The sequence below is a fragment of the Nostoc sp. NMS9 genome, from assembly GCF_017114995.1.
GTDB lineage: Bacteria > Cyanobacteriota > Cyanobacteriia > Cyanobacteriales > Nostocaceae > Nostoc.
In genome coordinates this window covers 55,160-73,005 of record NZ_JABXKL010000009.1, presented here as the reverse complement: position 1 = coordinate 73,005, position 17,846 = coordinate 55,160, and the positions used below count along the sequence as shown (strand labels likewise).

The following is a 17,846-nucleotide window of genomic DNA, read 5'->3' as shown; positions in this document are numbered from 1 at the left end:
AGTGGTAAAAGCGGATTGTGACTGTAAAACCAGACTGGTTGCGGGTGAAAGCACCTGGGCGTGAGCGCATCGGTAACGTTAAAGAAATTTTGCGGGATTTAGCCCTCAATACAGTTTGCGAGGAAGCGTCCTGTCCGAACATTGGTGAATGCTTCAACGCTGGGACTGCTACGTTTTTGATTATGGGCCCGGCTTGTACACGCGCTTGTCCTTACTGCGATATTGATTTTGAGAAAAAACCCAAACCACTAGACCCCACGGAACCTACACGACTGGCCCAAGCTGTTCGCCGTCTGAACCTTAATCATGTAGTCATCACTTCTGTAAACCGAGATGACTTGCTTGATGGTGGTGCATCTCAGTTTATGGCGTGTATTGATGCAGTTAACTCTGTTTCACCCAACACCACAATTGAGGTGCTAATTCCTGACTTATGCGGTAATTGGAATGCTCTAGAGTTAATTTTACAGGCTGCGCCAGAGGTATTAAACCACAATACCGAAACTGTTCCACGCCTATATCGCCGGGTGCGTCCCCAAGGAAACTACGATCGCACATTAGAATTATTGCAGCGCACTCGCCAACTTTCTCCTAGCACATACACTAAATCCGGGATCATGGTTGGACTCGGTGAAACTGATGCCGAAATTCGCCAAGTCATGCAAGACTTACGATCTGTGGATTGCGACATTTTGACCATTGGGCAATATCTCCAACCCAGTCAAAAACACTTGCAGGTAAACGAATTTGTCAATCCAGAACAATTTGCTGACTGGAAGGCATTCGGCGAAGAAATTGGATTTTTACAAGTTGTTTCTTCACCATTGACAAGAAGCTCATATCATGCAGAACAAGTCAGGGAATTGATGGAACGTTACCCACGCTCAAAAGTTAGGAGTTAGGAATTAGGAGTTATGAGTGAGCAGATGTACTCCAACACAAAACTTTCCGTTGCAATTCTTGGTGCAGGTGCTTGGGGTGCATCTCTGGCAAATCTCGCTGCTGCAAATGGTCATCAGGTGCGCGTGTGGTCGCGTCAAGGTTCCCAAACTCTCCAAGCAGTTTCAAAAGATGTCCAAATAGTCCTGTCCGCTATCTCAATGATTGGTGTGAGAGATGTTGCTTCCCAAGTTGAGTCTTTCCCCCTTTCTCCAGAGACAATTTTTGTTACAGCGACGAAAGGCTTAGATCCCCAAACCACCTGCACGCCTTCACAAATTTGGCAAACAATATTCCCTAACCATGCAGTGGTTGTTTTGTCTGGGCCTAATTTATCAAAAGAAATTCAAATGGAATTACCAGCAGCCACGGTGGTAGCCAGTAACATCCCCACGGCTGCGGAAGTAGTGCAGTTAGTATTTTCTTCTCATCGTTTCCGGGTATATACCAATCCCGACCCTTTGGGCGTGGAATTGGGGGGAACACTGAAAAATGTGATTGCGATCGCAGCTGGTGTGTGCGATGGTTTACAACTGGGAACTAATGCCAAAGCTGCTTTAGTTACCCGTGGACTTACAGAAATGGTTCGCATCGGCAACAACTGGGGTGCAAAGACGGAAACATTTTATGGTTTATCGGGTCTAGGAGATTTGTTAGCAACGTGCAACAGTCCCTTAAGTCGCAATTACCAAGTCGGCTATCAGCTAGCTGGTGGTAAGTCACTTACAGAAACTCTCGCAAATTTACAAGGAACTGCTGAAGGAGTGAATACTTGCCGAGTTTTGATGCAACGAGCCAAGCAACAAAACATCGCAGTCCCAATTACCGAGCAAGTTTATCGGTTACTTCAAGGCGAAATCACACCCGGACAAGCACTTGATGAACTGATGTTGCGAGATATCAAGCCAGAGTACAACTACTAGTAGTCTGTCAAGAACTAATTGACGGATAAATTTCCTGTAGAGACGGCGATTTATCGCGTCTTTCTAACCGTCAAAATGAATTTGACAGACTACTAACTAGTAGTCTGTCAAGTCAACTATGCTGCGTAAATAAGTTCGTAGTAAGGACTTTAGTCCTTTTCTTAAGCACTGAAGTCTTATTACATACCAGGCTTTCGGTAGCTTGATGGACTACTAGTAGTCTGTCAAGTTGAAATTGGCAGATTAAAGCTGACAGACAAGAGGATGCGGGGATACGGAGAGAGTATTTGATAATTTATCCGCATCTTCTATCTCCGTGTCGAGAGAATTTTTGCCGTTAATGCTAATCACTTCCCCGATATCTATTAGTTCTACTTATACCTGAATAATCCTGAGAAAAAATTGCTAAATCGTCAGGATATTACTTTTGCACCCATGTAAATGTGACTATGCCAATTATAAAGATGACATTCACTGAAGGATGTTTATACTGTGTTACAAAAGTTACTATCAAAAACCCATCAAGGTTGAAATGTTAACTAAGTAGTTGAAATATTGAAAGCCTAGCTGTGAATTTAAATAGCTATTGGTTGAATCAAAAGTTTAGCAGCCGATTAAGTTCAGTAATACTGTATCCAATAAAACCCTTACAGTTAATTTCTAAAAAAATTGTAAGGGAACGTTCAACCATGTTAGTTCATCGTTAATCGCGGGAACAATAGCAACAGTTGAATAGCTGACCGTAATCTAAGCTGACCGAAATCTATTGTTACCTGGAGCCATTGAGACGATCTTTATGCCAGCAACATCTTTTTATGCAGACGCCCCCTACAACACCAAAAAGTCTAGCCAGGCTTTGGACTCGGATCTCACGGTTGACGAGAGTGAGTTATCGGTAGATGACCTACAGGAGCTAGAGATGGCTTCTGTTGACAATGCTAACTTTGCTGCTAGCACCAACCGTCGGAGTACAGACCTAGTACGTCTATATCTTCAAGAAATTGGTCGGGTTCGCTTATTGGGGCGCGATGAAGAGGTTTCAGAAGCTCAAAAAGTCCAACGCTACTTGCGGATGCGGATAGTACTTGCTAACGCCGCCAAGCAAGGGGATGCAGTGATTACGCCCTATCTTCGGTTAATTGAAGTTCAAGAACGTCTTACCTCGGAACTTGGACATCGGCCATCTTTGGAAAGATGGGCTGCCACTGCTGATATAGTTTTATCCGATCTCAGACCGACTTTGGCAGATGGCAAACGCCGCTGGGCTGAAATCGCCAAATTGACTGTAGAGGAGTTGGAGCAAGTTCAGTCCCAAGGACTGCAAGCAAAAGAACACATGATTAAGGCGAATCTTCGCTTAGTTGTGTCTGTTGCTAAGAAGTATCAAAATCGGGGTTTGGAATTGTTGGATTTAGTCCAAGAAGGTACATTAGGTTTGGAGCGGGCTGTAGAAAAATTTGACCCAACTAAGGGTTATCGCTTCAGTACCTATGCTTACTGGTGGATTCGTCAGGGTATTACACGGGCGATCGCTACTTCTAGTCGCACGATTCGCCTACCGGTTCATATTACCGAAAAGTTAAACAAAATCAAAAAAGCCCAACGCAAAATTGCTCAAGAAAAAGGTCGCACTCCAACTCTAGAAGATTTAGCAACTGAGTTAGAGATGACACCAACCCAAGTACGAGAAGTTTTGTTGCGGGTTCCTCGCTCCGTTTCTTTGGAAACCAAAGTAGGAAAAGATAAAGACACTGAATTAGGCGAATTACTCGAAACTGACAGTGTAACTCCAGAAGAGATGTTAATGCGAGAATCTTTACAAAGAGATTTGCATCACCTTCTGTCAGATTTGACTAGTCGGGAGCGCGATGTAATTCTGATGCGGTTTGGTTTGGCAGATGGTCATCCTTACTCTTTAGCAGAAATTGGCCGCGCTCTTGACTTGTCGCGCGAACGAGTCCGCCAAATTGAATCCAAGGCTTTGCAAAAGCTACGTCAACCCAAGCGCCGCAACCTTATCCGCGACTATTTGGAGTCTCTGAGTTAGTCATTTGTCATTAGTCATTTGTCATTAGAAAACTACACTTGACAAATGACTAGGGACAAAATGCTGATTTTATTCCCAGCTTAAAAGCCTTTTATAGGCTTACAGCAAATAATTAGCATTAAACTGTATAAAAGTTTTCCCCAATCTTTGCTCAGATGTCTTGAAGGTGGGGAGCAACTAAGAATTCAAATTTAACTTATGCAAAATTCAAAGTCAAGGGATGCAATCGTTACAAGTATCCTAACTATTAGCTGTATGCAAATTAAATGCACTACAGCTTATTACTTGAATTTTGCTCAATATTTGATGAATTGTTCTTAAATATTTAGTAAGAATTCTCAATAGGCAATGATTGTTGCAAATTGCTCCCAAGATTTGTTATATTCTCAACTAACAAGCTTTGTTGAGAACTATTAGTATGACTGTCTACACAACTACTTCACTCAAGGCAGAACTGAACGAACGAGGCTGGCGTTTAACTCCCCAGCGCGAAACAATTTTACACATTTTTCAAGAACTTCCGCAAGGTGAACATCTGAGTGCGGAGGATCTTTATCATCGGCTAGAAACTGATGGTGAAGGGATCAGTCTGTCAACTATTTATCGGACTTTGAAGTTGATGGCAAGGATGGGAATTTTACGGGAACTAGAATTGGGCGAGGGACATAAGCATTATGAGATCAACCAGCCCTATCCTCACCATCACCATCACTTAATTTGTGTTCGATGCAACTCAACTATTGAGTTTAAAAATGACTCAATTTTAAAAATTGGGTCAAAAACCGCTCAAAAAGAAGGTTTTCACTTACTGGACTGTCAAATGACCATTCATGCAGTGTGTCCCAAGTGCCAACGGGCGCTGATGCCGCTTTAGCACTTGGGTGAATAAATAAGACGAAACTACTCAAATTAACCAAATAAATGGAATCTGAGCAGTTCGTAATTTGCTGTTACTGGAGGCAAGCAACCAGTTGGGAACTGATACTAACGACACCAAAGCGGATGTTAAAAGCGTCCGCTCTTAAGATCCTTAAGACTAATCCCGTAGAATTCTTGGGCTTGTTTAATCGCTTTTTTGGTGTCATCTGCCATCACACCATTCAGCTTGCCTTTATAAAAACCCCGCTCCCGTAGTCGGGTTTGAATTTCTAAGGTATTAAATTCGCTTTTACTAGCGGTATTAACTGAACTATATAACTTCGCTCGAGTCGTTGGGCCCGCAACACCACTTGCTTTCAAGAAGTTAGCTGCCTGAAATCTTCGTACAGCATCGGCAGTATAGGGGCCATAGTAGCCATTTGGCTCTCCCTCTAAATATCCTGCCTGGATCAATTGTTCTTGAACAATTCTAACTGGCTCACCGCGATCGCCTACACGAAGTTTGTCTCGATTGACTACCTTTTTGGGAGCCTCTTCTCCATCACCGATGCCAGTTCCTGGCAATTTACCTAATGTTGCTGGGCCTGCAATTCCATCAACGCTTAATTTGTAAGAATCTTGGAACCGCTTGACAGATTCTTCGGTAATTGGGCCAAATATGCCTGTGGCGTTTCCGTAATAAAAGCCTGCGATTCTTAACCTTTCTTGCAAAGCTCTGACATCTTCACCTTCATCCCCCTTAGCAAGGTAGTTGGGATTGCGGCGTTTGCTGGTGGCTGAACTAGTAGTACTGGACTTTTTCGCTTGTGCGCTTACAGCAGTAGTTCTTTTAGCTTGTGTAGCCGTACTTGTGGGCTTTTTCGCTTGCCAACTTTCTAATTTTTGCAGGGTGCTTGCTCCAACAATGCCGTCCACAGGTAAACCGGCGGCCTTTTGGAAGCGCCGTACAGCTTCTTGTGTGGATACATCATATACTTGGGTAACAGAAGATTGGTAAAAACCTGCTGTTCTCAACTTTTGTTGTAGATTTCTGACAGAAGGGCCTTGATCGCCTTTTTCTAGTGCCATGACGCTACTGACGGCGCCAAGAATAGATAAAGACAGAGCAAGGGGCAACATATACTTCCAAGCCCTACCAGAAAGCCTTTTCCAGTCTGGTGCAGCTGCTTTGTTAAACAAAGAACTGAGGGAGACCAATTCACTGGGTGTGCTGTCTTCGTAGGCGAAAGCTAGGTGCAAATACGCAAGATTCTCCATATTTGTTTCCTACACCATTGATTTTTCTTCGATAACTGCTTCAGCTTGATGTACTAGGTTCCTCAAAGCTTCTAATGTTCCTATATTTACATCCTCCCACAAATTGCGCTTGTGTGCTTCTAATAATTTTTCAGCAATATCACGCAGTGCATAAGGGTTATTTTCCTGAATAAATTCTACAACAACTGGATCGAGTAAATAAGCATCTACTATGCCTTGATACATGTGATCTTCGACACATTTAGCTGTTGCATCGTAGGCGAATAGGTAATCTACCGTCGCCGCCATTTCAAAGGCTCCCTTGTATCCGTGGCGCATTACTCCTGCAATCCACTTGGGATTAACTACGCGAGAACGATACACTCGTGCAATTTCTTCTTTCAGTTGACGAACGCGTGGTTGGGCGGGTATAGAATTATCACCAAAATAAGTTTGGGGATTTTTTCCCTGTAGAGAACGCACCGCTGCTGTTAAGCCACCCTGAAATTGGTAATAATCATCAGAATCGAGTAGATCGTGTTCGCGGTTGTCTTGATTGTGCAGGACAACTTGCATTTGCGCCAAGCGTTGCTTGAAGGCTTCGGTATTAGGGACTGGGGATTGGGGATTAGGAAGAATTTCTGCCCCTCTGCTCCCCTGCCCCTCTGCTCCCCTGCTCCCCTGCTCCCCTGCCAAGTTTCCCGAAGAATAGGCGTAAGAACTCCAGTTAATGTAGGCGCGGGCTAAATCTTGGTCATCTGTCCAGTTTTGCGATTCGATTAAACCCTGGAGTCCGGCGCCGTAAGCACCTGGACGAGAACCAAAGATGCGATAACGCGATCGCACCACGGCTGCTTCTAAAGTTAATCCTTGGCTTGTCCACAAATCAGTTTCTTGGCGAACTGCATCGGCGAGGGGATTTTGTTCTGGCGGTTCATCTAAGTCTGCTACTGCTGACACTGCTTGATCGAATAAGTCAATTAAGTTGGGAAAAGCATCGCGGAAGAATCCCGAAATTCGCAAGGTGACATCTACACGGGGACGCCCCAAAATCGCTAAGGGCAAAATTTCAAAATCTACTACTCGCCGTGCTGCACCATCCCATACTGGTTGAACTCCGAGTAAAGCCAAGGCTTCAGCTATATCATCACCGCCTGTCCTCATGGTGGCTGTTCCCCACATTGATAAACCTAGTGTTTTGGGATATTCACCATGCTCTTGAGTGTAATATTCAACGAGGGTTTCAGCAGCTTTTCTGCCGATATCCCAAGCTGTCTCTGTGGGAATGGCACGAATATCGACAGAATAAAAGTTTCTCCCTGTTGGGAGAACTTCTGGGCGGCCGCGTGTGGGTGCGCCAGATGGAGCGCTTGGGACATATCCGCCATCGAGTCCGTGTAATAAATGGGTGATTTCTTCGTGGGTTTGTTGTAAGGCGGGAAGTAGGCGATCGCGTATCCAGGTAGAGACGCGATTCATCGCGTCTGTACAAGATTCCTGATTTCTAAATTCTGAATTCTGAATTCTGAATTCTGAATCCTGATTTATTAGTTGTTCGACTAAGAGGGCGGCGTGTTCTTCTAAGACTTCGACGATATCACCGAGGGTACGGCATTCTGTACCATTGACTATTGAGTATTCACCACTAGTCATTGACAAATCTGCTGTGAGGGGATCGAAGTCTAGTCCCCAATCTTGAGCTATGGCGCGGGTAATTCCTGAAGAATGGCGATTGGGGATGCGAGCGATCGCTACTATTAAATCCCTTAATTGCCTTCCTTGGGGACATTGTCCAAAAATATGCAACCCATCGCGGATTTGGGCTTCTTTTAATTCACAAAGATAGCCACCAATGGAATTCAAAATTAAAGATTCAGAATTAAAAATTTCTGTTTCATTTTGGATTCCTAAATCTAGATGGAGATTTTCTTTGATTACCAGTTCGTGGATGCGATCGCGAATCACTGGCAAACGTGAAGGATCTAAACTGTCGGCTTCATAATACTCATCAATTAAATTTTCTAACTGTTGTAAAGAACCGTAGAGTTGCGCGCGAGTCATCGGTGGCGTGAGGTGATCTATAATCACCGCTTGAGCGCGACGTTTGGCTTGGGAACCTTCACCAGGGTCATTGACAATAAACGGGTACAGATGGGGAAGTGCGCCAAAAGCCACTTCTGGATAACAATTACTCGATAAAGCCACACTTTTACCCGGTAGCCATTCTAGATTTCCGTGTTTCCCTACATGAACTACAGCATCAGCACCAAAACATTTTCTTACCCAATAGTAGAAAGCTAAATAAGCATGGGTTGGTTCTAAATCCGGCGCATGATAATTCAAACTGGGGTCATTATCATAACCCCTTGCTGGCTGAATTCCCACGAAGATGTTGCCGAGTTGAATTCCAGGAACGGGGATAGAGGCAGAGGGACAGGGGGGCAGAGGGGCAGGGGGGAATAATTCTTGATTGCTCCCTTGCTCTAAATTTCCCCACCGTTCACTAATACCCTGCTGAACTACTGGCGGCAAAGAAGCGAAATATTCTTGATATTCTTCCCAAGAAACACTTTGGTGTACCGGAAGCCATTCTTGACCTTCCGGATCGTTAGTTACACCATCTGTCAGCCGTTGAATCAACTCGTCTCCTTGAGCAGGTGGATTTTCTACTTCATACCCAGCCTGATGTAAAGCTTGCAGGATTTCTACACAACTAGCTGGGGTGTCGAGTCCCACACCATTGGCGAGGCGGCCATTGCGGTTGGGGTAGTTTGCCAGAATCAGGGCAATTCGCCGTTCTTGGGGTGGTTTGGAACGTAGACGCGCCCAATTTGCTGCTAGTTTAGCAACGAACTCGATGCGATCGCTCACTGGTTCATAAATTACCACATCTGTCTCTAAATGGGGATTACGAGTTTGCAATGCTTTAAAAGAAACAGCACGAGTAATAATCCGCCCATCTACTTCTGGTAGCGCCACATTCATCCCAATATCGCGGGGAGAAAGCCCTTGAAACTGTGATTCCCACTGCTCAATTGACCCGCCACTGAGGATCACCTGCAACACAGGCACATCTAATTTTTGCCACAGGTCGGTTTGGGGTGTTTCGCTTTCCAAGCGTGCTAGAGAAAAACTGGTGGTATTTAGCAGCACAGCGATTGATTCAGCTTCTTTGGGTTGAAAAAATTCACTCAACTCAACTTGCACATCAGGTTCACGCAATGAAGAAACAAATACTGGCACTGGTTGTAAATTTTTCTGTACCAAAGCTTCGCATAAAGCATCAATTACTTTAGTATTCCCCGCTAAATAATGAGCGCGGTAGAAAAGGATGCCGATTTTGGGCATGGGGCATTGGGCATGGGGCATTGGGCATTGGAACCCTTGAGATTCTGAGGTGGATGAATCCAGTTCAAAGGTGGATGAACGGAGTTCTGAGGTGGATGAATCCAGTTCAAAGGTGGATGAACAAAGTTCTAACTCTCCCCTGCCCCCCTGCTCCTCTGCTCCCCTGCTCCCCTGCTCCCCCACTCCCCACTCATACAATCCCACGCGCGGAATTGGCTGTGGTGGCGGGGGATTATATGCAGTTAATAAGCAACTATCGGAGATAAATTGCAGAGCATTAACGAAATTTTCCACGCCGCCTTCGCTAAAATACTGCCATACCTGGTTAACAACACCCAAGGGCACGGTAGACTGGGAAATTAAATCGGGATCAAAAGCGTCATCCCCTGGCATTACAATGAGGGTTCTACCATTACGTTGCACAATTTCTTGCACTACTTCTAATCCATAACCCCAGTAAGAACGTCCTCCTAATAGGCGCAAAATAATGACTTGGGCAAGTTCTAAAACTTGTTCTCCATAAGTATCTATGCTTAATTGTTGCTGTAACTGCAACAGGTTGGCGACTCTTAATGCAGGAAAGCCTGCGGGTAATTTTGTCACCGCAGCTGCCAAGGTTTGAATGTCAGTATCAGCAGCCGTAATCAACACGAAAGGCGCGGGAGTTTGTTCTAAAAAAATTAAACCCTCTGACTGATTCCATCCACCCGATGTGCTACTTATACGATGCATAATCCTGTGTTACCGTTTTAAGTTGTTGGTTAGTAAATAATCAAAACAAACTTTTTTCCCTGGATTCAGCCCCCTCTTACCAAAACGACTGAAAATGCTTAGTTCTGCTGATTTGAGCTTTTCTCGAACCTTGCCTATTGTTGTATTTAATCAGCTTGGGGAATTGTTAGAACAGATGGCTCAAACAGTGGGAAGTGCCACTCTGGTGTTGACAGAAGCTGTGTTAGTCCGAATTGGTATACCTGTGGAGTGGCAAAGGCAAAGGTTTACGCTAGTGGTTTCTGAGCAGTTTAGTGCGCTCTTGGTAGGAGACTTTGAGGAGGAGCAGGGGAGCAGAGGGGCAGGGGGGCAAGGACTTTACTCAGAAATCAATGCTCAGTTGACGTTTAATTTGGAGGCGATCGCTTCTTTTGTCTGCGAATTGAGAGACTTGTTTGAGTGCGATTCTTATACTCACCAAAATCTCGAACGCTATCAGCAAATTATTAGACCCAATGATGCCACACTCCAAAGTCAATTCTCGCTTTTGTTATTAGAATATCTCCTAACTCAGCCAAACCAAGAAATAATAGCACCTCCAAGCCCAATTGGGCCAGCAGTTTATATCTGTCAGCCAGTGGAAGATGCTTTAAAAAAACAGATTTCTCAAGAGCGGTTGTTAAATCAGGTAACAACGCAGATCCGCAAAAGCCTAGATTTGCCGGTCATTATGGCAACGGCAATTACACAGGTGCGTGAGTTTTTGGAATTAGACAGATTAGTAATCTATAAATTTGCAGGTTCCCAAGTTAAGGCTCAACAATACCAGTCTGACACTATTCCCCTGAATGAAACGGCACTGCTAACAGGTATGGAACTATCAGTTAGGGAACCTGCCAAAATCTATTTTTCTATACACGAGAACAACGGTAAACACTCGCCTTTTGTATCAGTCAATAATCAACCTCTACTAAAAGACTGCCAAAAATATGGAGGTTATATTGTCTATGAAGCTCGTGCTACAGATACTATTACATCGGTGTTGAATTACACAGAAAAAAATTGTTTTATCCGAACCTCTCAGTGTTGGGAGAAGTATCGGCAAGGTTTTACTTTAGCTGTGGATGATATCGAAAAAACTTATGCTCTGGAAGAGTGTCTGTTGCATTTTTTAAGGAAATGTCAAGTTAGGGCTAAGTTGGCTGCACCGATTATGTTTGAGGACAAACTGTGGGGATTGCTGATTGCTCATCAGTGCGATCGTCCTCACGAGTGGAGTGATAGCGAAAAAAACTTGCTGGTTGCAATCGCAGAACAATTAGCGATCGCTATTCACCAAGCTGAGTTAATGCAAACGCTCACCCAAGAAAAACAAAATCTCGAACAACGAGTTATTGAGCGCACAATGGCCCTACGTGATGCTCTCCTCGCCGCCGAAGCTGCTAACCGTCTCAGAAGTGAGTTTCTCGCTACTATCAGTCATGAATTGCTCACGCCTTTAACTTATGTGATTGGGATGTCTTCGACGTTATTACGCTGGCCTTTGGGTGAATTGAGTCAACGACAACGAGGTTATCTGCAAACCATCCACGACAGTGGAGAACATTTATTAGAAATGATTAATGACATTCTCGATTTATCGCAAATCGAGGCTGGTAAGACAGCTTTAAATATTTCAGAATTTTCTTTGGTGAATGTTGCCGAAAATGCTATAAGGTCACTGCAAAAAAAAGCAACGAGCGAACAAATTAATCTTAACCTTGATTTGCAAATCAATCCCAGGTGCGATCGCTTTATCGGCGATGCAAAACGAGTAGAACAAATACTCTGGAATCTGTTAACTAATGCGATTAAATTTACCCCTGAAAGTGGTAGCGTTACTTTACGTCTTTGGGTGGAAGATAATACTGCTATTTTTCAAGTGGAAGATACCGGGATTGGCATTCCTGAGGAACAATTACCATTACTGTTTGAGAAATTTCAACAACTCGATACACCCTATCGCCGCCGCTACGAAGGTACCGGTCTTGGACTAGCTTTAACTAAACAACTTGTAGAACTCCATCGCGGTCGAATTGAAGTAGAATCAACTGTAAGCATTGGCTCGATTTTTACTGTATGGATACCAACTCAGACTATGAGAGTTAGGAGTTAGGAGTTAGGAGTTTGGAGTTTGGAGCCTTTGAGTCTTACTCTCCAACGCTACAAGGGTTAGGATTGGGAGTTAGGTCTGTAGTGGACTCAACTGCAAACCGATATATTAGCTAATCAAAGTAGTGAATTTTTTATTTTGAAGCTAGGCTAATTAGCATTTTTTCAAAGATTTTCAACACAGGCTCCTCTCCATTGTCTCTAGTAAAAATACTATAATTTGGGTGAGAATTGACTTCAATCAACCAATATTGATTATCTCGATCTAAGACTATATCTAAACCACCATAATCAAGGTCTAATTCTTCAAAAATTGGTTTAGCAAAATTAGCAATCTCTGACAATATTTGGGGATCGTTGATATACTTTGCTTTTGCACCATTCCAGTGCAGAGGGCTAAGGTTCCCCGCAAACTCTGCATCACTTATATCTTTTTCATACAGCAGAACTAACTCTTTATTTAAAAAAACGGCTCTATATTCAGATTTAATGTGAATAAATTCTTGAGCGATCGCAACGTAGTCATACTTATGATTAATATTAAAAATCTCTTTTAAAGCAGTTTCAATTTCATCTGTATTCTGGCATAAAAAAACGTTATGTCCACTAGAACCAGAATTTCTTTTTACAATCACTGGTGTTTCAAATTTTTCTTTAATATCTAATAGGATATCTTGAATACTTGGAAATCTTAAGTAAACTTTATACTGTATGTCACAAAAAGGAGAAAGAAAACCTACTGTCCGAGGAAGTTTAACTTTTTTATTTAAAACGTGGTAAGTGTACTCCTTGTCTTTTATCAGGTATGCTACTGCTTGATTAATTAACGGAGTGCTATAGTTGCAAAAATAATGGTGTTTATTATTGAGTTTAATTTTGATTAAGTTTTCAGAAGGATGAAAAATTTCATAGCTGATGTTTAAGTTTTCACAAGCTTTGAGCAATAGCGAAACATTGTCTAACATAAATACTTAAAGTTAAACGTCTAAATTACGAATTACGTTAGCGCAGCGGTAGCGAGTCTGCGTACTCTTATAGAGAAGCAAGCTACGCTTTTAGCGTCTCGAAGAGAGCGTCATTACGAATTATTTTAACTTGCTGTTTGCCGTTTAAAAATTACTATCTCAGTCCCAACAACCGGGTTACGAGCTATGAGTCTATTTTGGGAGTCGATAATTTCTAAATGAGTAAAATCAAGTTCTTGAGAGCGTTGTAATATCTCCGCAGCTAGTTTGTCTTGCTGAGATTCATTGAGATTGTACCAATCATCATTAATTTTGACAGTCAAGTTACTTGTACGGAAGTTGGCTTGAATTGACTTTATCAGACCAGAGGCAATGCGATCGCTAATTTCGACTACCTGATTTTCAATAGCCGCAATCAAAGCTTGTTCAGGTGTCAATTCTATGACTGGTGTCGGCGTTGGTGTTGGGATTGGCGTTGGCGTAGGAATTGGTTCTGGTTCCGGCGTTGGTGGCGTAGTTTGTACTTCTGGCGGCGTAATTTCCTCTGGTGGTTGTGGTTCTGGTGCGACTGACTCCGGTGGAGTAGTTACCGTTGGTGTTGGTATCGGAACCTCTTCAACCGGGGGAACAGTTGCTACTTCCGCAGGTTTACCAGTAAAGATAGTCGTAGTTGTCCAAACGAGAATTACAGCAACTCCAGTAACAATTCCCGTCAAAGCTGTATCTGATAACTTTGTTGACAAATTTGATGGTAAAAACAAGCGGATTGTCCTTAACAGTCCACCCCACCACAACTGAAGCTGCTGAAAAAAACCAGGTTTTTCTTCAGTACCAGGTGGGGGTGCTGTCTCCAGTTTCTCCACCGTTACTTCTAAAACCCCAATCGTCCCTTGAAGAAGTTGGATAATTTTAGCCTTCCAAAATGGCTGAACTCTCTGGTAAGGTTTTTGGGGAGGTTGAGTTATCTGCTCATCCGTCGGTTTTGACTGATTGTCTTGTGACATGGAACTTTCACCAAAAGCAGCGAATCAAAGACAAACAACGTACATTATTACTGGTGCTGCCTTCTTTTGCCTTAATGTATCACTTCATTGCTCATTGTTTCCGCTAAACTAACTATTTATTAAATTTGGTGACTTATGAAACTGAAACGCCGTCAATTTTTATTTTTAAGTAGCCTCAGCGCCATTAGTACAGGATTTTTAAGCTGGATGTTTGCTCATCAAAATCATCAAAGTGCTGATATTGGCGATTCAACAACAGCTATAGCCGCCAACCCAGTCAAAAAAGACTTGTTATTACGTTTTGTGTCTGTAGCAGATACCGGGACTGGGGCTAAAGGACAGTATGCTGTGGCTAGAGCGATGAATGTATATCATCAGAAAAATCCTTATGATTTAGTCGTTTTAGCTGGAGACAACATTTATAATAACGGCGAAATTGAAAAAATTAATGCAGTTTTTGAGCGTCCCTATCAAGGTTTGCTCAAGCGAGGTGTGAAATTTCAGGCTTGTTTAGGTAATCACGATATTCGTACTGCGAATGGCGAGCCACAAGTCAAGTATGCTGGCTTTAATATGAAGGGACGTTACTATACATTTCGCCGGGGAACTGTGCAATTTTTTGCTTTAGATACTAACAGTAATGCTGATTGGAAAAACCAGCTACCTTGGTTAGAAAAAGAATTAAGTCTGAGTAATGCTCCTTGGAAAGTAGTGTTTGGTCATCATCCGATTTATTCATCGGGTCAGTATGGGAGTAATCCAGATTTTATTAAAACTTTCACTCCTCTATTTCAAAAATACGGCGTTCAACTTTACATTAATGGTCACGAACATAATTATGAACGCACTCGTGCTATTGATGGTACAACTTACTTAATTTGTGGTGCAGGTGCTGGTAATCGTCCTGTAGGGCGTTCCGAGTGGACAGGATATTCTACCAGTGATTTAAGTTTTGCCTCTTATGAAGTGTATAAAGATAGAATAGAAATAAGTGCGATCGCTACTGATAATCGCGTTTTTGATAAAGGTATTATTCAATTAAAATCAGCGTAATTATTATGAAAATCACGCGTTTGAAAATGCAATCCTTCCGTGGAATCGGCGATTTGATGCTTGATTTCGATGAAACAGTCCCAACGGTACTTATTGGTATCAACGGCGTGGGAAAATCGAGTATTCTTGACTGTCTTGCTATTCTTCTAACACAGTTTACTGGACAGATGCAAAACTCACTCGAGTCTTTACGTTTTTTTATTACGCAAGATGTTACAAACGGACGGGAAAGAACACTCAATAAAATTACTGTACTTATAGAATCACAAGAATTAAGTTGGTCAATGAGTGAATATGATTTACAAGCTAATATCAAAGGTATTTTAGATTTACAAAAGCAAATAAAAGAGAGTCTAGAAAAATATAAAAATGTTGAAATTGAGACTCTTTTTATGGAAAGTGAAAATCTGGGTACAGAGATAGCAAATACAATACGTACCAGATTAAGAGAATATCTAAAAATAGCTATTGAAAACTTAAACAATCAGTTAGCAACTATTGCTGATACTAATATTCCTTTAGCAGTTTATTACCCCGTTAATCGTGCTGTTATTGATATGCCCCTAGAAATTTCAAAGGTATCTTCTTTTAAACAAGTAGATGCTTATGAGCAGGCACTCACAGGAGGGAGAATAGACTTCAAAACATTTTTTGAATGGTTTAGGAATCGAGAAGATTTAGAAAATGAAATGCGAAGAGATAACCCTGATTATAGAGACAAACAATTAGAAGCAGTAAGACAAGCTATCTCTTCATTAATACCGGAATTCTCAAACTTGCAGGTTGAGCGTTCACCTCTGCAAATGACTGTCAGAAAAAAAGGTGAGAAACTCATAGTTAATCAGCTATCTGACGGGGAGAAATGCTTGCTGGCAATGGTAGGAGATTTAGCAAGACGATTAGCAATAGCCAACCCAGGTTTAACAGAACCACTTGAAGGTAACGGTGTTGTTTTAATTGATGAAATTGAACTACATCTACACCCAAAATGGCAACGGGAAATTATTTCAGCGTTGACAAGAACATTTCCCAATTGTCAGTTTATTGTTACTACCCATTCACCCCAGGTTATTAGCCAAGTCAAGCCTGAAGGAATTTACATTCTAGAAAAAACAGACGAAGGTGTTGTTGCTAAAAGACCAGAAAGTTCCTTTGGGAGAGATAGCAATCGGATATTAGAAGACCTCATGCGTGTTCCAGCACGTCCACAAGAAATTAAAGATCGTTTACATGAGTTATTTAGACTAATTGATGAAGGAAATCTTGATGGTGCTAGGCAATTATCTCAGGAAATTGCTGATATTATTGGACAAGATGAACCAGAATTAGTAAAAGCAAGTGTATCTATTCGACGTAAAGAGATTTTGAAGCGGTGAAATATATCAAAAAAAGTGAGGAACCAGAAAGTTTTACCGTTTGGAAAAATCTAGCAAATGAGGATTGGCAACCAAGTTGGGAAAACTTCAGCAAACCACAAAAAACTGATGTACATGATTCTTTATTGCAAGAGCAAGGTTTTATATGTTGCTATTGTGGAAGGCGTATTACCAAGGATATTAGCCATATTGAACATCTAAAGCCTAGAAAAACTCATTATAACTTAGCACTCGAATATACAAATCTGTTAGCTTCATGCTAAAGAGAAAGAGAACGTAAAGAACCTCTGCACTGTGGAAGCAAGAAAGATGAATGGTATGACGAAAACCTCATGGTTTCGCCTCTAGATATAAACTGTACTGAGTTCTTTAGATATATAGAAGATGGACAAATTCTCTCAACAGAAGTTCTAGAGAAAAAATCTGCTGCCGACACAACAATTGATAAGCTTGACCTGAATATTGATAAGCTAAAAAAAATGCGTAGTGATGCCATAGAAGGTATCTTGGAAGGTTTTGAGGAACTCACAGAGGATGACCGACAAAGATTACTCCAAGCTTTCTGCCAACCAGATGATAATGGGCGAAATGAAGAGTTTTGTGCTGCTATTGCGTATATCCTTAAAAATTATTTTTGAGTTAATGAAGTAAGCGCCATCGCCTTACCATAGTTTCAGTGTAATTTTTAGGAAAAATTGTATGATTCTTGAAGCAGTTATTCTTCATGTTAAACCTGGTCTAGAATCAGATTTTGAAGTTGCTTTCAAAAAAGCTTCTAATTTTATTTCTTCAATGGACGGATATTTATCCCATGAATTGCATAGATGTGTAGAAGTTCAAGGAAAATATTTATTACTTGTCAGATGGGAAAGTTTAGAATCTCATACTGTGGGATTTAGAAGTTCTGCTGAGTATCAAGAGTGGAAAAAACTGCTGCATCATTTTTATGAGCCATTTCCCACTGTTGAACACTTTGAAGAAATTGAAATATGAAAAACAATAAGTTACAAAAACTCATCCTTTGATAAGTTCAAAAGAAGCTAGAGTTAATACAACCTAAGCTCAACTTATAAATCTTGATGTTTTAGTTACAAATAACTCGTTTTTAGATAAGTAAAACTAAAGTTGGATTTAATAGATTTAATTATTAATTATAAAAAGTCCAACAATGATAAGTAAAATAGGAGCTTTAGTTAACAAAACTTCTTCCTAAC

The 17,846-nt window shown here is 41.7% G+C and carries 14 protein-coding genes; 10 read left to right on the top strand and 4 right to left on the bottom strand.

The genetic code is table 11. The annotated features are described in order from the left end of the window. The first annotated feature begins 17 nt into the window (after positions 1 to 17). The 4 genes from lipA to HWQ40_RS04070 all read left to right on the top strand — a co-directional run bounded on the left by lipA (position 18) and on the right by HWQ40_RS04070 (position 4,783). A complete protein-coding gene (lipA, locus tag HWQ40_RS04085) occupies positions 18 to 902 on the top strand; it encodes a lipoyl synthase (protein WP_292775116.1) in 885 nt (294 codons plus the stop codon). A gap of 24 nt (positions 903 to 926) precedes the next feature. Further along, positions 927 to 1,862 (top strand): NAD(P)H-dependent glycerol-3-phosphate dehydrogenase, encoded by a 936-nt coding sequence (locus HWQ40_RS04080; RefSeq protein WP_292775115.1) that lies wholly within the window; start codon positions 927 to 929, stop codon positions 1,860 to 1,862. A gap of 796 nt (positions 1,863 to 2,658) precedes the next feature. Beyond that, a complete protein-coding gene (gene sigC / locus HWQ40_RS04075; RefSeq protein ID WP_292775114.1) occupies positions 2,659 to 3,909 on the top strand; it encodes an RNA polymerase sigma factor SigC in 1,251 nt (416 codons plus the stop codon). A 418-nt stretch (positions 3,910 to 4,327) separates the two neighbouring features. Then, positions 4,328 to 4,783, top strand: coding sequence for a Fur family transcriptional regulator (locus tag HWQ40_RS04070; protein WP_012407750.1), 456 nt, complete (start codon positions 4,328 to 4,330; stop codon positions 4,781 to 4,783). Positions 4,784 to 4,914: 131 nt separating this feature from the next. Here HWQ40_RS04070 and HWQ40_RS04065 read toward each other — a convergent pair whose 3' ends face one another. Together HWQ40_RS04065 and cobN are read right to left on the bottom strand one after the other, a co-directional pair. Next, positions 4,915 to 6,045 carry a peptidoglycan-binding protein gene (locus HWQ40_RS04065; protein WP_292775113.1) on the bottom strand — a complete coding sequence of 377 codons (1,131 nt, stop codon included), beginning with the start codon at positions 6,043 to 6,045 and terminating at the stop codon, positions 4,915 to 4,917. Positions 6,046 to 6,054: 9 nt separating this feature from the next. Beyond that, the gene (cobN, locus tag HWQ40_RS04060; RefSeq protein ID WP_292775112.1) at positions 6,055 to 10,104 is read right to left on the bottom strand and encodes a cobaltochelatase subunit CobN; all 4,050 of its coding nucleotides are present in this window, start codon (positions 10,102 to 10,104) and stop codon (positions 6,055 to 6,057) included. A 94-nt stretch (positions 10,105 to 10,198) separates the two neighbouring features. Here cobN and HWQ40_RS04055 point away from each other — a divergent pair, with 94 nt between their 5' ends. Next, positions 10,199 to 12,238, top strand: a complete 2,040-nt coding sequence (locus HWQ40_RS04055; RefSeq protein ID WP_292775110.1) for a GAF domain-containing sensor histidine kinase — start codon at positions 10,199 to 10,201, stop codon at positions 12,236 to 12,238. Positions 12,239 to 12,368: 130 nt separating this feature from the next. On the opposite strand, the gene HWQ40_RS04050 is transcribed toward HWQ40_RS04055, so the two are convergent. Both HWQ40_RS04050 and HWQ40_RS04045 read right to left on the bottom strand, forming a co-directional pair. Beyond that, positions 12,369 to 13,199, bottom strand: coding sequence for a YheC/YheD family protein (locus tag HWQ40_RS04050; protein WP_292775109.1), 831 nt, complete (start codon positions 13,197 to 13,199; stop codon positions 12,369 to 12,371). A 125-nt stretch (positions 13,200 to 13,324) separates the two neighbouring features. Next, positions 13,325 to 14,203, bottom strand: a complete 879-nt coding sequence (locus HWQ40_RS04045; protein WP_292775108.1) for a hypothetical protein — start codon at positions 14,201 to 14,203, stop codon at positions 13,325 to 13,327. Between the two features lie 135 nt (positions 14,204 to 14,338). Here HWQ40_RS04045 and HWQ40_RS04040 point away from each other — a divergent pair, with 135 nt between their 5' ends. From HWQ40_RS04040 to HWQ40_RS04020, 5 genes are all read left to right on the top strand, one after another. After that, positions 14,339 to 15,256 (top strand): metallophosphoesterase, encoded by a 918-nt coding sequence (locus HWQ40_RS04040; protein ID WP_292775107.1) that lies wholly within the window; start codon positions 14,339 to 14,341, stop codon positions 15,254 to 15,256. A 5-nt stretch (positions 15,257 to 15,261) separates the two neighbouring features. Then, positions 15,262 to 16,632, top strand: a complete 1,371-nt coding sequence (locus HWQ40_RS04035) for an AAA family ATPase (protein WP_292775106.1) — start codon at positions 15,262 to 15,264, stop codon at positions 16,630 to 16,632. Further along, complete coding sequence (locus HWQ40_RS04030) at positions 16,629 to 16,895, top strand: retron system putative HNH endonuclease (RefSeq protein WP_292775105.1); 267 nt, start codon at positions 16,629 to 16,631, stop codon at positions 16,893 to 16,895. Before HWQ40_RS04035 ends, HWQ40_RS04030 begins: the two co-directional genes overlap by 4 nt. Positions 16,896 to 16,964: 69 nt before the next feature. Then, entirely contained in the window at positions 16,965 to 17,270 is a 306-nt protein-coding gene (locus HWQ40_RS04025) for a hypothetical protein (protein WP_292775104.1), read from the top strand. A gap of 61 nt (positions 17,271 to 17,331) precedes the next feature. Continuing rightward, positions 17,332 to 17,625 (top strand): antibiotic biosynthesis monooxygenase, encoded by a 294-nt coding sequence (locus tag HWQ40_RS04020; protein ID WP_292775103.1) that lies wholly within the window; start codon positions 17,332 to 17,334, stop codon positions 17,623 to 17,625. The last annotated feature ends 221 nt before the right edge of the window (positions 17,626 to 17,846 follow it).